General features: G+C 48.5%; 14 protein-coding genes. 11 read left to right on the plus strand and 3 right to left on the minus strand.

Annotation, left to right across the window (positions count from 1 at the left end; translation table 11 throughout):
• Positions 1-13: 13 nt before the first annotated feature.
• Both SELSP_RS00145 and SELSP_RS00150 read left to right on the plus strand, forming a co-directional pair.
• Positions 14-940, plus strand: coding sequence for a M23 family metallopeptidase (locus SELSP_RS00145; protein WP_006192657.1), 927 nt, complete (start codon positions 14-16; stop codon positions 938-940).
• A gap of 14 nt (positions 941-954) precedes the next feature.
• On the plus strand, positions 955-1,455 hold the full coding sequence (locus tag SELSP_RS00150) for a bactofilin family protein (RefSeq protein WP_006192658.1): 501 nt from the start codon (positions 955-957) through the stop codon (positions 1,453-1,455).
• Between the two features lie 115 nt (positions 1,456-1,570).
• Here the strand turns inward: SELSP_RS00150 and SELSP_RS00155 are convergent, their stop codons facing one another.
• A complete protein-coding gene (locus SELSP_RS00155; protein WP_006192659.1) occupies positions 1,571-2,197 on the minus strand; it encodes a hypothetical protein in 627 nt (208 codons plus the stop codon).
• 456 nt (positions 2,198-2,653) lie between these two features.
• On the opposite strand from SELSP_RS00155, the gene deoC reads away from it, so the two are divergent.
• The gene (gene deoC, locus SELSP_RS00160; protein ID WP_006192660.1) at positions 2,654-3,298 is read left to right on the plus strand and encodes a deoxyribose-phosphate aldolase; all 645 of its coding nucleotides are present in this window, start codon (positions 2,654-2,656) and stop codon (positions 3,296-3,298) included.
• A 124-nt stretch (positions 3,299-3,422) separates the two neighbouring features.
• Here deoC and SELSP_RS00165 read toward each other — a convergent pair whose 3' ends face one another.
• Together SELSP_RS00165 and SELSP_RS00170 are read right to left on the minus strand one after the other, a co-directional pair.
• Positions 3,423-4,904 carry an ArnT family glycosyltransferase gene (locus tag SELSP_RS00165; protein WP_006192661.1) on the minus strand — a complete coding sequence of 494 codons (1,482 nt, stop codon included), beginning with the start codon at positions 4,902-4,904 and terminating at the stop codon, positions 3,423-3,425.
• Positions 4,905-4,994: 90 nt separating this feature from the next.
• Positions 4,995-5,531 (minus strand): nitroreductase, encoded by a 537-nt coding sequence (locus tag SELSP_RS00170; RefSeq protein ID WP_006192662.1) that lies wholly within the window; start codon positions 5,529-5,531, stop codon positions 4,995-4,997.
• Positions 5,532-5,821: 290 nt separating this feature from the next.
• On the opposite strand from SELSP_RS00170, the gene SELSP_RS00175 reads away from it, so the two are divergent.
• Genes SELSP_RS00175 through SELSP_RS00205 form a run of 8 tightly spaced genes read left to right on the plus strand, consistent with a single transcriptional unit; the run spans position 5,822 to position 15,282 of the window.
• On the plus strand, positions 5,822-6,655 hold the full coding sequence (locus SELSP_RS00175; protein WP_013740467.1) for a polysaccharide biosynthesis/export family protein: 834 nt from the start codon (positions 5,822-5,824) through the stop codon (positions 6,653-6,655).
• Positions 6,656-6,680: 25 nt separating this feature from the next.
• Positions 6,681-8,018: a GumC family protein gene (locus SELSP_RS00180; RefSeq protein WP_006192664.1), complete on the plus strand. Its 1,338-nt coding sequence runs from the start codon at positions 6,681-6,683 to the stop codon at positions 8,016-8,018.
• 43 nt (positions 8,019-8,061) lie between these two features.
• Positions 8,062-9,501 (plus strand): undecaprenyl-phosphate galactose phosphotransferase WbaP, encoded by a 1,440-nt coding sequence (gene wbaP / locus SELSP_RS00185; protein WP_006192665.1) that lies wholly within the window; start codon positions 8,062-8,064, stop codon positions 9,499-9,501.
• On the plus strand, positions 9,502-10,413 hold the full coding sequence (locus SELSP_RS00190; protein ID WP_006192666.1) for a glycosyltransferase family 2 protein: 912 nt from the start codon (positions 9,502-9,504) through the stop codon (positions 10,411-10,413).
• A 30-nt stretch (positions 10,414-10,443) separates the two neighbouring features.
• Positions 10,444-11,835 (plus strand): O-antigen ligase family protein, encoded by a 1,392-nt coding sequence (locus tag SELSP_RS00195; RefSeq protein ID WP_013740468.1) that lies wholly within the window; start codon positions 10,444-10,446, stop codon positions 11,833-11,835.
• Between the two features lie 10 nt (positions 11,836-11,845).
• Complete coding sequence (locus tag SELSP_RS00200; RefSeq protein WP_407635826.1) at positions 11,846-13,051, plus strand: glycosyltransferase family 4 protein; 1,206 nt, start codon at positions 11,846-11,848, stop codon at positions 13,049-13,051.
• A 32-nt stretch (positions 13,052-13,083) separates the two neighbouring features.
• Positions 13,084-14,172 (plus strand): O-fucosyltransferase family protein, encoded by a 1,089-nt coding sequence (locus SELSP_RS11775; protein WP_006192669.1) that lies wholly within the window; start codon positions 13,084-13,086, stop codon positions 14,170-14,172.
• A gap of 18 nt (positions 14,173-14,190) precedes the next feature.
• Positions 14,191-15,282, plus strand: coding sequence for a glycosyltransferase family 4 protein (locus SELSP_RS00205; RefSeq protein ID WP_006192670.1), 1,092 nt, complete (start codon positions 14,191-14,193; stop codon positions 15,280-15,282).
• Positions 15,283-15,288 lie beyond the last annotated feature (6 nt).

The following is a 15,288-nucleotide window of genomic DNA, read 5'->3' on the forward strand; positions in this document are numbered from 1 at the left end:
GGGGGATCGTGGCTTGAATACGAAGGGAAAGAAGCCGGACAAGCGTGAGTATACGCTGAAGGTCATTCCGCACCAGGGCGAGACAGTACGAAGCTACAGCTTCTCGGTTCGGAGACTGAAACTTCTGGCGTGCGCTCTGGCAGCTCTTGCCGTGGTTTTGCTGGCGGGATTCGGCTATATGTCGTACAGCCTTTGGAGCGGCGCGGCGGATGCGAAGGCGGAGACGCCCGCCGAGACGGGCCGTCAGGCGGAGCTGAAGGAGCTTGCCCAGGAGGCGCAGAACCTGCAGAGCGAGATGGAAAAGCTCACAGAGCGCGAGAAGACGCTGCGCCGCCTGCTCGACGAGGGGGCGGCGGACGAGTCTGCCAAGCATACGGGACAGGGCGGGCCGGCCGTGCCGGCGGAAGTCTCGCAGGTGCGACGTGCACTCGATGCGGTGTCACGCGGTCTGCCTGAGCGGCGCGAAAGCCTGGCGAAGCTCGAAGCGAGATATGAGAAGCAACGGGAAGAAGCAGCGGCGCGTGCGGCTGAAAAGGATAAGATGGCACGGACGAGCGTGCCGGGAAATGTCCCTTCAGGCTGGCCGACATCGGGCGACATATCGTCACCCTTCGGCTGGCGTTGGAACGGTACGGACTTCCATCCGGGCATCGACATCGCCAACGATATGGGGACGCCCATCGTGGCGACGGCGGACGGCGTCGTGACGACGGCCGGTTGGAACGGAGGCGGCTACGGCAATATGGTCGACATTGACCACGGCAACGGCATCCTCACGCGCTACGGTCATGCGTCCGAAGTCGTGGTGCACGAAGGGCAGCATGTGAAGCGCGGCGAGGTCATCGCCTATATGGGCAGCACGGGCTTTTCTACGGGGCCGCATGTCCACTATGAGATCCATGTCAATGGCGAGACGGTGAATCCGGCAAGCTATCTATAGGAAGTGGGGAGTCTATGTTTGGTGTGATGAAAAGGCGCGATGACAGTTCCGTCTCGGGCGATATAGAAACAATCATCGGCAAGAACACGAAGATTCATGGCGAGATCAGCGGCACGGGGAATCTGCGCATCGATGGGGAGATCGAGGGCGAGCTGAAACTCTCCGGCTCCGTGATCGTCGGGGAGACGGGCATGGTCACGGGCAACGTCTCGGCGCGCTCGCTTGACATATCGGGCACGGTGCACGGCAACGCTCAGACGGAAGAGGGACTGACGATCCACAGCGCAGGGCAGCTCATCGGCGATGTCAAGGTCAACGCTTTCCAGATCGAGGACGGCGGCATCTTCAAAGGACGCAGCGAGATGAATCCGCGCGCCGGCATCGAGCTGAAAGTGCGCCCGCAGCCTGCGGCAAGGCCGCCGCAGGAACAAGTGATTTCCACAGACGCTTCGGCGAAATCTCCGTCGAAGATGGCGGCGCAGCTGAAACCGCCGACGAAGGCGGAGAAAAAATGAAAGCCTGCGCCCTTATGACATGGCTTCTCAGGACTTAGCGTAAAGAAAACCGCTGCATGAACCTTTCGGACATGCAGCGGCTTTTTTGATGGAATCTGCGCGATTGGGCAATCGTTCAGATGAAGTATTCGATGGATTTCTCTGCCGTGAGCTTCGTCGTATCGTTGAAGAGAAGCACGGCTTCGCGTGCCTCTTTCTTCCCGAGCGCGTACAGCTCCTGCGTCTCGCGGTTGAAGAAGGAGAAAGGGACACGGCGGTTATACCATAGGGGGTGCGCGAGGTCGATGCGAACAGGAGATTCCGCGCCCTCAAACGCCTCTTCTTGATAATAGGGATCGAAAAGCAGGATTTCCTCATCCTCGACGCCCGTCATGAGCACATAGTGCTCGACCTCGAACCACAGGCGCACGACGGCAACGCCTTTGCGGCACAGCGTGTCGTTGAGCCGGCTGCCTTCGCCGATGAATACTTCCTCGCCGCGAAGATAACGGCTCGATACGGGGAGCAGCCCCGCCTTGCCGAGACCGTCGAGCCAGTTCGACAGGAACATCATCGCCATGCACGAGGTGCCGCTTTTGCCCGGATGCCCCTCCTTGCCGTAACAGTCGAGGCAGTAGAGCATCGTATTGCGCAGAATCTCGGGCGGCAGCTCTTCGCGGGAGAAGAGGAAGCTCATGGCATTGAGCATGGACGTAGGCCCGCAGTCGTATTCGGAAATCTGATAGTGGAGCGGTGTTTTCATCGTGTGGGTTCAATCCTTGACGCGTAATCATATTCTTCTTGTTTCAGCCGGACGCTCAATCTTTGACCGGAGCGGCATGTTTTTACTATGAAAGTCCAAGAAGTCAAGCCCGAAGGGCGCAGACTGATTGGGTAACTTTCATTAAGGGCGGCGCACAATGTCCACAAAGTGGACGTTTGTGCGTGTAGCTTATATTATACCATGAGACGCACATACAAAAAAGAGCCGCCGCAGAGAATCCTGTGCGACGGCTTCGCCGGTCCTTCTATGCATAGTGCGTCCACATGCGCTTGATGAGAACGATGCCATCGGCGGGTTGTCCCGACAGGTCGTCATAGCCTGCAATATTTGGCAGCACAGAATATACCAGCCGATGCTGTATGTTGATGCGGCGTGAATAGTTCTCTTTGTGGTATACTGTTAAACAGGAGAACTATTGTGTAGGGAGGCGAGCTTATGGAATTGGCAAAGTATATCGACCATACATTGCTCAAGACGGATGCGCAGAGGGCGGATGTGGCAAAGCTCATCGAAGAGGCAAAGGCGTATCATTTCGCTTCGGTCTGCGTGAGTCCGATCTGGGTATCGTACGTGTCTGATGCGCTTCGAGGCAGCGGTGTAAAGACATGCACGGTCATCGGCTTTCCGCAGGGGGCGATGCCGTCCGCAGTCAAGGCGTTCGAGACGAAGCAGGCGGTCGCGGACGGCGCGGACGAGGTGGACATGGTCATCGCAATCGGCAGGCTCAAGGATGGCGACGACGCCTATGTGAAGGCGGACATCGAGGCCGTCGTCCGGGCGGCTAGAGGGAAGGCGCTGACGAAGGTCATCATCGAGACGTGCCTACTGACCGACGAAGAGAAGCGCCGCGCGTGCCTTCTCGCGAAGGAGGCGGGAGCGGACTTCGTCAAGACGTCGACGGGATTTGCCGCAGGCGGCGCGACGGCAGCTGACGTGAGACTCATGCGCGAGAGCGTGGGCGAGGCGATGGGCGTCAAGGCAGCGGGGGGCATCCGAAGCCGTGCGGACGCCGAAGCGATGCTCGCCGCCGGAGCGACGCGCCTCGGCACGTCGAGCGGCGTGAAGATCGTCGAGGGATAGGAGAAAGGGCGGCACAGGAATCCGTCAGCGGTCAAGTTCTTGCCGTCTCTTTTCACTGGAGCAGAAAACAGCCCTGCGGCATGCCGCAGGGCTGTTTTTCGTAAGATGCACGATAAAGACGTGGCTATTTCACGCTCGATATATGCCAAAGCTCGTCCTTCTCGTTGCTGTCGCACAGTGTGAACTTGCGTCCTTCGAGATTGGTGTGGGCAGCGAAATCCGCTTTTACGGGCGTTTCCTTCGGGCATAGGACGTAGAATTCGCTGAGTGCCGAAAGATCCTCGATGGCGTAAAAGGGCATGATGTTCGTCGCCGTCCACGTGCCGGGCTTTGGTGCGTTTCGCTCGACATCTTCGCGCGTCGTCAGCAGATATATGGCCTTGTCCGAGTAGAACGTGCAGCCGACACTGTACGTGTGCTCGCGGTAGCTCATGACGGGTATGTGCGCGGGAAGATCGTGCACGAGAGCGGCGGCGGGTGCGCCGCCTCTCTCTCGGCACATGGGAACGGCGACGAGGACGAAGAGGGTCAGATAGAAGATGCCAAAGGCGGCGATGAAGAGGCTCATGCGCTTCCCGTCGAAGCTGCCGAGAAGGCGCGCCGCCAAGATGGCGATGGGGAAGAGCGAAGGGAAGGTGTAGGTCGGATACTTCGTCGCCATGCACTGATAGACGAGAATCGTGCCGAGCGCCCAGACGAGCAGGAAGAGCGTGTCCTTTTCCGCGAAGGCGCGGCGAAGGGCAACTCCCTTCTCTTGCCAGATTTTTTTTGCCATACACCAGACGAGCGGCAAGGACCATGGGAAGAAACTCGCGAGGAAAAGAAGGATGTAGTAGTACCAGACATTCTGTCCGGGATGTTCGGAGACAGTCGCGCGCAGGAAATTGTGCGTGCCGAAGAACGTCCCGAGGAAGTCTGCGCCGTGCAGGCTGTACATGGCGTAGTACCAACTGCCGCCAACGAGCAGGAAGAGGATCATGCCGCCGCCCCAGCGAAGGCGAAGAAGCTCCTTCGCATCCTTTCGGAGTACGAGGTAGACGGCAAGCAGGAGTCCCGGCAGGAGGAAACCGATCGGCCCTTTCGTGAGGACGGCGAGTCCTGCAAAGAAGAAGGCGGCGTAGTAGCGCACACGTTTTCCTGAGTCGTAGCCGAGGTAGAAAGAGACGAGCGTCGCGCTCATGAAGAAGAAGAGCGTCATGTCCGTGATGATCGCCTTGCCGACGTACCAGAAGCCGACGGAGCTGGCGAAGAGGCCGCCCGCAAGGAGTGCCGTTCGATGTCCGTAGAGGCGGCGCGCGAAAAAGTAGAGCAGCGCGAGGCTCAAAAGCCCCATGAAGGCGCTCGGGAAGCGCAGCGCGAACTCATTGACGCCGAAGATGAGGCATGAGGCGATCATCTCCCAATAGAAGAAGGCGGGCTTGTCGTACCAATAGTTGCCGAAAATACGCGGCGAGAGATAGTCGCCGGAGGCGACCATCTCCTTCGCTGTCAGCGCGTAGTTCGATTCGACGGGATCGGTGATGGCGAGACTGCCGTTTGCCGCCAACAAGATGATTGCTCCGAAGATGAGCAGGAGCAAGAACTCCCGCTTCTCACGTTTGACCATGATCGTATTTCCTCCATTCAGCGAGTCTTGGATGCTTTCCCTGCGGCAGGATGGGGGATCGTGCCGGGATGGCCGTCTAGCCTGCGATTCCTAACTGATGTAGGATATGCGACTCTCGTTGCGTGGCTTGGGATCGGGCACGTCGCCTGCCGCGTAACCGAGCGCGAGATGGCCGATGCCGACGTATTGGCCGGGGCGGAAGAATATGCCGGCGCGCGAGAGAATCTCCTGGCCGAGAGGCTGCTCCAGCTCTTCCTTGGCGCGGTGAATCCAGCATGTATGGATGTCGAGCGATTCGGCGGCGAGCATCATCGTGGCGATGGCGATGCTGCCGTTGCACAGATAGTTCACATCGTCCTTGTCCGCGATGACGAGCAGGATGACAGGCGCACCGTAGAAGGGGTCGAAGCCCTTCTTCCAATGACCGATCTGACAGTTCAGTTCGACGAGCTTTTCGCGCATGACCTTGTCCGTGATGACGATCGTGCGTATGGATTCGCTGCCCATGCTGCGCGGCGCATACAGCCCCGCCTCGACGATGTCGCGCACGATGTCGGCGGGCGGCATTGTCGGCAGGAAGGCGCGCACGCTGCGCCGCTTCTTGATCGTTTCCATGACTTCGTTCATCGTTGTGCCTCTTTTCTTGCAAGATGATAATTCTTCTTTGGGATGATTGTCGTGATTTTCTTGCGCCATTATAGCATAGTTTTCGATATTATGCGACTATGGGGGCGCGAAAGGAAGATTCTTGGGGAGTTTTAAGGAAAAGGGCTCGTTAGGGTAGGGGAAAGGACTCATAGTCTAGTGTCGCCGGACAGGGCAATCCTAAAGCTCGCCTGAAACAGCTTTTGACAGTATACTTGAGGTGTGGTATCCTAAATGAAATATATGTAATCATAATGAAGGAGTGTAGGCTTATGAAGAAACGCAGTATGCTTGCCGCGGCTGTGGTGCTCGCGCTCAGCAGTAGCGCTGCGTTTTCCGCGCCGTCGGCGCAAGACGCTGCAGTGGAAGCAGCTTCGGCTGGGTCGGTCGCCAGGGAAGCCTCTTCGGTGCAATCGCACGCGCAGAACGCGGCGAGAGCGCAGGAAAAGGCGACGAAGAAGCAAGCACCTATGCAAAACTACGTCGAAGCGCCGGAGGAGTTCGAAATCGCCTCCCTGCGCCGTGCGGAAACGACACCGAACTATCGCCTTTTCAAGGGCGATACGTTCAACGTCCTTGTCATCGGCTTCCCCGATGGCATCGGCGTCAACAATATCACGGTCGGCATTGACGGCTACGTTCAGCTTCCCTACGTCGGCAGCGTCAAGATGGAAGGCATGACGCTCGACGAAGCAAAGGAAGTTCTCATGGAATCGCTCGGCGAGTATCTGCGCATCCCCGACATGTCTCTCCTTATTACGAGCTATGGGCCGCGCAAAGTCTATGTCATGGGCAACGTTGCCTCTCCTGGCATCCATGACTTGAGCATCGACCGCATGAACGCCTATGCCGCTCTCGCGAGTGCCGGCGGCTGGACAGATCGCGCACGCAGCACGCGCATCCAGGTGATTCGTGTGCGCGACAATGTGATGTACTACCGTACGCTTAATATGAAAGACTATACGAAGAAGCACGACCTCACGCAGAACGTCGTGCTGGAAGACGGCGACATCGTCTATGTGCCTGCATCGAACGGCATCAAGTTTACGGAGGACGTCCTGCCATATGTCAATGCTTGGGCATTGTATAGGTCGCTGACGAAGTAATTGTGTGGATAGGAGAGAAATTGCCATGGAACAGAACGAGGGTATGATCGACCTCTCGAAACTTTTTCAAATCATGGGTGCGCGTTGGAAAGCCATGGTCACGCTCGTGCTTATCTGCACGCTCGCGGCACTCGTCCTCGCCTTTGTGCTGCCAAAGCAGTATGAATCCACGACCTTGGTGCAGACACGTAATGCCGGCAAGGTGGATGCTTCAGGAGCTGCCGCAGCAATGGCAATACTGGGTGTAGGCGGCGGGACATCATCACCGACGATGAACTACATCGAGCTGATGAAGACACGCACGGTGCTTGATCCGATTATTGACAGCATGGATTTTGATGATGATAAGAAACCGGATGCGAAATCCTTTGCGAAACAAAGATTGGATGTAAGGAACACGAAAGGCACTAATTTGATTGAAGTAGCTGCACGCGGAAAAACGCCCGAAGAAGCGCAGCGGATATCTCAGTCGGTTGTCGATAACTTCCTCCTCATGCAGACGGATATGAATCAGGAGACGCAGTCTCTGCTCGTGAAGTTCCTCGAAAAGCGCATTGCAGAAAGCAAACAGGAATCGGAAGAGGCAGAGGAGAGGCTGGCAAAGTTCAGCAAAGAGCATAAGATATACAGTCCTGACGATCAAGTGAAGGCAGCGATCGAGCAGCTGGCTGTTTTTGACAAGGCAATCGGCGAAGTCGAGGTGGCGCAGAAGTCTGCTCAAGCCGAGCTGGATACAGCGGAGGCGAAGCTGGTCGAGCAAAAGATGGAGAGCAAGGCGTATCGTGTTTCTGACAATGCTATCGTGCAAAAGATTCGCGATCAGATTGTCGCAAAGCAGGTGGAAATCGTGGGTCTTGAAGAGCGCTATACCGAGAAACATCCGAGCGTACAGCAGGCGAGGAATGAGCTGCGCCAGCTGCAGGGAAGCCTCGACGCCGAGGTCGTGGCAAGCGTGGACTCGAATGCGGCGACGCTGAACCCTGCGCATTCGGAAGTCTTGAAGAAGCAGGCCTTGGCAGCCGTCAACCTGGCTGTTGCCGAGGCGGGGGAAAGGAAGCTCAAGGAGCAGCGCGAGAAAAAGGAAAGTGAGATTGGAAAGCTGCCGGATGATGTGCTGGAATACATGCGTCTCGAGCGCGAAGTGAAAATCAAGAGCGAGGTCTATCTGAACCTCGTCAAGCAGAGCGAGCAGAGCAAGATTCAAGAAGCGATGGAGAGCATGGATATCCAGATTGTTGATCGAGCTAATCTCCCTGATAAGCCGGTTGCGCCGAGAAAGATTTTGATTGTAGCAATGGGCTTTGTGATAGGTGTATTCCTTGCTGTAGGATATGGGTTGTTGCTTTCTAGGCGAGAAGCATAGCGGCTGATTCCGTTATGTGATAACGGAAGAGAGTGTGCTTTTTATGGATGTAAGGCTGAAAATACCTGTAGAAATTCGCAGACTGTGTGCACCGTTGGTTTTTCTTGTCTTTGACTATCTGGCGATTCTACTGGCAGAGCAGCTTGCTTTTGGGCTACATGACCTCTATGGCGCGTCTGTGGGGGAGTCCTATCATATAGCGGAAACGTATGTGTTTCTCTGGATACCGTTGGTGTTTTTGGCGTTTTTGGGTATCACACAAACGTATACTAAAATGCAGCCAATTTTAGAAACTGTGCGGCAGATTTTTTATGCCGTTCTATACGCTTTGATTACGTGCCTTATTGTCCTCTATTTCATTCAGGCAAGTGTGCTTGCTTCGCGTTTGTATGTTGTTGCATTCGCGTGCTTAGCGATCTTTAATCTTTACATTGAGAGATATGTGCTTTTAAAAATTTTCAAGATGACTCGTTCCTTGATGAAACCAGTGTTACTGATTGGTGCAGGGAAAACGGCAGAGCAAATATTGCGCTGTTTTGAAAGAGATTTGGGGTATCGTTATGAAGTGGTCGGGATTCTTGATGACAATCCGATTTCAAAGATGTTGTCACAAAAGTTTTTGTTGCTTGGCAAGATAGAAGATGCAGCTATGGTTCTGAAGAACTTTGGGATAAAGACGATAATTATTGCTGCGCCTGGAATGAAGAAGAAAAAACTTCAAGAGTTATTAGATAGTATACAGCCCTATGTTCGAGATATCTCTTTCGTACCGGATTTGGTAGGGATGCCGCTGTATAATGTAGAAGCGCAAACCTTATTTAATGAGCAAGTTATGCTTTTGTCTTTACGCAATAACCTGGCGAGACGGAGAAATCGCTGGTATAAACGTATATTCGACCTCGTTTTTGGGGGGCTTATGTGCATACCTGTATTGCCCATCTTGTTTCTCTTGGCGCTTTGTGTGCGGTTCGACTCCAAGGGAACAGTCTTTTTCAATGCGGAACGGATTGGAAAAGATGGAAAAGTTTTTACCTGTTATAAGTTTCGTTCGATGTATATGGATTCTGATCGTATATTGCAGGAGTATCTTGCGGCACGACCGGAGGCTCGAACAGAATGGGATACTTTTGCAAAACTGCGTGAATATGATCCGCGGGTAACGCGAGTGGGAGCATGGATGCGCAAATACAGCTTGGATGAATTGCCGCAAATCCTCAATGTTATTAAAGGCGATATGAGCTTGGTCGGTCCACGTCCTTACCTGCCGAGAGAACAGGGAGATATAGGAGAGCATCTTTTGACGATTACATCAACAGTTCCTGGGATTACAGGGTATTGGCAGACGAGTGGAAGAAACGATGTAAGCTTTGCGGGACGTGTTGCTATGGATGTATGGTATGTGAGAAATTGGTCGATTTGGCTTGACCTGATGTATTTGTTTAAGACTGTTAAGATTGTTCTTACAAGGAAAGGCGCGTATTAGGTGGAAATACAAGTCATCATACCAGTTTATCGTCCGGATGCTAGATTCTTGCAGCTTTTATGCATGATAAAGATACAGTCTTTGAAAAATTTGCCAGTTTTATTGATTGATTCTGGTAAGGGAATGTCCTATGCAGAGGAAATCAAGGGGATGAATGTCAAGGTTCGGAAAATTAATATCGAAGAGTTTAATCATGGCGGAACTCGTCAATGGGGAATGGATTTGTGTTCGGGAGCAGACATCTATGTGTTTCTTACACAGGATGCAGTTTTTTTTGATGAATATGCTGTAGAGAATCTAGTTGCTGCTTTTACCGATGATTATGTTGGTTGTGCTTATGGCCGTCAAGTTCCTCATAGGGGTTCTGGTGTTTTTGGGGCGTTTGCTAGAAAGTTTAATTATCCATTAGAAAGTCATATCTATGCCATCGAAGATAAGAGGCGATATGGAATTAAAACAGTATTTATTTCTAATTCTTTTGCTGCTTATCGGAAAGAGGCAATACAGCAGGTTCATGGGTTTCCGAAGCATACTATTTTGAGTGAAGATATGTGTGTTGCAGCGAAAATGTTGCTGCAGGGGTGGAAAATCGCGTATGTGGCAAATGCTGCTGTATATCATTCTCATGATTATACGATATTTCAAGAGTTTAAGCGTTATTTCGATATTGGGGTATTTCATGCACGTGAGCCTTGGATTCAGCAAAAATTTGGTAAGGCGGAGGGAGAAGGAAAACGTTTTATCATGACAGAGTTTCGTTATGTATTGAAACGTTGCCCTTACCGTTTTTTTGAGATGATTTTGCGTGATGGTATGAAGTTTTTGGGTTATCGCTTGGGGCGTAATGAGAAGTATTTGAAAAATAAGTGGAAGATGAAGTTGAGTATGTCTCCAAGATATTGGGATGTTTAATGTCGAGTTTGGTAGTGCGGAGGAAACAGAATGAAGGGTTCTTTCAAACTTATACATCGATATTTAATTGCGATTGCTATAGTCTTGCTGCCGGTATTTAATTCATTGGGAACTGATAAATTGGGCGCCTTGGGGCGTTCGGCAAGTACATATCCTTTGCTTCTAGGGGTGATTGTATGGTTAGGAACACTTGTGCTTCAAAGAGGAAAGGTGTATTATCCTCGAAATCTTGGTTTCTTTTTTTTGTTGATGTTTCTTTTGACCGCTGTTCTTTCTGGATTGTTCAATCTTCCTGATTTATATGTTTTGAAATATCAAGGGATTTCGGGTATAGATCGGTTTTTTATTCAAATTTTTGCGTTGCTGTTTTATGTTTTTATCGTTATATATATATATAATGCTTTTTATCATGCGGGAAAAGAAGCAGAGCGACTATTCGTAACGGCACTTTCCCTATCCTTTTTTTTGGCTGGAGGATACTCTCTTTTTGAAATAGGCGCTTTCCTAAATGTTCCGTTTTCAACAGAGATTTTGGGTTATATAGATACACTTTTTCGAGCTAATGAAGAATTATACGGGTTACGTCTTCGTTCCTTGGCAAATGAAGCGTCTATGTTTGCTATGTATTGCACGCTGATTTTTCCTTGGATCTTTTCGCGTTTTTTTCGTAACAGGAGAAGTTTTGGGGATATTATCATCGTTTCATACTTTATTCTTCTAATGGGCTTGACCTTTTCTAGGACGGCATATATAGTTTTTATCATCCAATTGATAGTTTTCTTTATACTATATAGAAAGGAAATTTTTTCGGTTGGTATGCATGGAGCGGTTTATTTTTTTGCTATAATAGGGATACTGACTTTTGGTGCTATTTCTATCTATTTCTCAAATATGGAACTGTTTGAGAAAATAGATGTTACCGCTCTGGTATATTCACTTGTAAGTGATGATGTGGATAATCCTCACTTGCTATCCAATATTGCACGCTATTCTTCTCAAATTGCAGCGATACGAATGTTCTTTGATCATCCTGTTTTAGGTGTTGGCCTTGGTGGATTTGGATTTTATGCTCCGCAATATTATCCTGATTCTTTAGGAGAGAGTTGGGAGATTATTGCACAGAGTTCTAACACAATTGGTGGTGCATGGCCTGTGGCACATGGACTATATGTAAGGATATTAGCAGAGATGGGTATTCTGGGACTTGTCTTTTGGTTGTTCTTGTGGGGATGGAATATTTTTAAGTCATTTGCAAGTCTAAGAAATTTGGCCAGGGAACAAATTCAGTATAAAAAGAATTTGTTGATTAGTTTGATTGGCATGCTGTTGATTGGTTTTGTTGGTGATAGTTTGACATGGGCTAGCTATTGGATATATTTAGGCTTTTTAGGAATTGAAGAATCTAATGGTTGTAGGGAATAGATATATGCGAGTGTTTATATTGAATGATTTTGCTTATGTCAATGGGGGGGCATCACAGATTGCCCTTAATACTGCATTGTCATTGGCTAGAAAAGGAATCCATACATGTTTGTTCACAGGAATGGGGCCGATTTCTCCTAAGTTGGTTGAACAAGAGAGGTTAAAGGTAATCTGTTTAGAGCAATATGATATTTTGTCTGACCCCAGTCGTTTTAGAGCAATTTGTCAAGGCTTATGGAATCGGAAGGCCGCTCGCTGTCTGTCGGAAATACTGCAGCAGTATAGTCCTTGCGATACGATTGTGCATGTACATGGCTGTCAAAAGGTTTTATCAACTTCATGTATTTATGCGGCGAAGAAATTAGGGTTCAAGATAATTTATCACTTGCATGATTATGGTATAGCATGCCCTAATTTAGGTTTTTATAACTATCAGCGTAATCAGATTTGTCGCTATGTACCGTTGAGTGCTGATTGTATTTTTTCACATTGTGATTCGCGTAGATATTTGCATAAAGTATGGCGCTTGATGCGCCAGGTTATACAAAAAAAGTGGGGTGGATTACCTGGATATGTTGATGCGTTTCTTTCTGTATCTACATTTAGCCAGAATATATTGCAGTCATTTTTGCCGCATGGTTCACTTATCAAAGTTTTGCCTAATCCGCATGAAACATGTCGGCACTCACTGATTGATGTGAAAGAAAATAAGTTTTTTCTGTTTTTAGGGAGATTGTCTGCTGAGAAGAATCCGATAGAGTTTGCGGAATGCGTTAGAGATTTAGATTTACCGGCATTGTTTGTTGGTGATGGAGAATATCTTGATAAAGTAAAAAAAACATACCCGCAGGCTGTGTTTACTGGATGGCTTGAAAAAGAGAATCTATATGAGTATATTAAGCAGGCAAGATGCCTTGTGTTTCCTTCGTCATGGTATGAAACTCAAGGTTTATCCGTACAGGAAATGGCCTCTTGGGGGATTCCTGCAATTGTTTCAGATGTATGTGCAGCGAAAGAGATGATTGTGCATGGTGTGAATGGATGGATATATGAAAGTGGGAACAAAGATTCTTTGAAGAAATATCTATTAAAAATGACGGATGATTTGAAGGTGCGTGATATGGGAAAACAAAGCTATGAGTTGGTAAAGAAAATAGGGATTTCTGAAGAAAAATATATAGAGGAGTTACTGATATTTTATCAGAAGACTCTTTAAGATGCTTTCTTAGTGAAGGTGGTGAGGGACGAGTGAATCCGATTTGGTGCAAGAAAAGAATCAGGGATAAGGTTAAGGTTATTTTACAAGAGCACAAAAGAATAGCTTGTTTGTTGCACTTTATTCGTTATGGGAGAGATGAGGCATATCTTGATTCGATATTAAAAATTAATCATGATCCTAATGTCCTTGAATTGCGAGAATATGGCTCTGCTAATGCGGATAAAAATATTTTTTATATTGAATTCGGTGGAGAAACGGGAATAGGAGGAACTCTTCGTACTACGTTACATGCTTTGTATGAAGCCGATCGACTAGGATTCACTCCTGTTGTATATTATAAAAGTAAATATCTTAGCATGACATCGTCTTTGCATGAGGTGGAGAATGCATTTGGATATTATTTTTGCCAAGTGAGTGATATTTCAGTTGAAGAGGTATTAAGAAGTCAGCGGGTATTTTTATTTCGCCCAGCTCACTTGGAGCGAATCGAACGTGACCTTGGAAATTTAAATCCAGAACTTGTTGTGGGGTATCGGGTCACTGATGATTATTTAAAAACGATGGCAAATGTTATGCATAAGTATATCCGCTTTAATGAAGAGACAGAACGTTATTTCGAAAAAAGTATGGGTAAACTTTTTCAAACTCGCTCTCATCTTGATCGTGTACTTGCAGTGCATATCCGGGGGACAGATTTTGCATTGCATTGGAATAATCATCCCAATATGCTTATGCCCGAAGATTATTTTTCTGAGATAGACGTCCTTCTTGAACGTGAGTTTGAATACATCTTTTTAGCAACGGATGACAGTCGGCGTTTGGAAAGCTTCTTGAAGCGATACGATAAGAAAGTCCTTTATTATGAAGATACATATCGATCATCAGGCAATATTAATATTATACATGAGAAAAATGCAAGAGAAAATGCCCCCTTTCTGAACGGATTGGAAGCATTGCGTGATATGTATACGTTATCTCGATGTGGAGGGTTTCTTTCGGGTTGCTCGCAAATCTCAATTATGACACGCATTTTGCGATTGAGTACAGGACGAGATTTCTCCTATGTTAAGACATTGGATCGAGGGATTTATAAGTCTGATGTTATTTCAGGAACTTAAGTCATATGACAATTTGGCATGGGGGATATAACCGTGAACATATTATACGATTCACAGATATTTTTTCAACAGAGATATGGAGGAATATCACGCTACTTCTACGAATTGATTCGAAATATGATTAAAGAAGAGTCGATTTTGCTGCATGAGGGAGTTAATATCAATGCGTATGGATTGAGAAATCTATGTGCTTATAAGAAGTTTTGGGGATATCATATTAAGAGGAATTATCGTTTAAGAGCGCTTATTTCAAAAATCAACGCTTTCCATTTTAGATATTTTATACGGAATGAAAATGTTGATATATATCATCCCACATATTATACGGATTATGAAGTTCATGGAGCGAAGAAGGTCGTAACGGTTTACGATATGATTCATGAACTTTTTCCACAGGATTTTTTAGGTGATAGGACTGCTGAAGAGAAAGCAAAAATTTTACGAAATGCCGATGGCATTATCGCCATATCGGAAAGTACCAAAAAAGACTTGATGCGGTTGCTTGATATTTCCGCGGAAAAGATCCGTGTCATCTATCTGGCAAATTCGTTGTCTGAATCCGTGCAGGATGTTCCTGTAATGAAAGGGCCGTATTTGCTCTATGTGGGGAATCGATCAGGCTATAAGAATTTTATGGGGCTTGCCCAAGCATTTGCAGGGTCGCAATACAAAAATGATGTTCAGCTTGTTTGCTTTGGTGGTGGAGAATTCACTAAGAGTGAAAGGGAATCTTTGATTCGAATGGGTATATGGGAGAGAACGGTTTATTGCTCAGGTGGAGATGATGTCCTGAGCAATCTTTATCAGTTTGCTTCTGCGTTTGTATATCCGTCCATATATGAGGGATTTGGCTTGCCGCTTTTGGAAGCGATGCATCATGGCACACTTGTTTTGACTGGAGCAACATCTTCCATACCTGAAGTCGCAGGTGATGCGGCTGAATATTTCAATCCTAATGAACCAGAAAGTATACGAGAAGTTATGGATCGATTGCTTTCAGATTCCGACCGGCGACAGGAGTTGCGAGCCAGGGGGCGCGCGAGAGAAAAGATGTTTTCGTGGCAGCGCTGTGCGGAAGAAACATTGGATTTTTATCGCGTATTGAGATAAAGAGAG

Source organism: Selenomonas sputigena ATCC 35185, assembly GCF_000208405.1.
In the GTDB taxonomy this organism is placed as follows: Bacteria; Bacillota; Negativicutes; order Selenomonadales; family Selenomonadaceae; genus Selenomonas; species Selenomonas sputigena.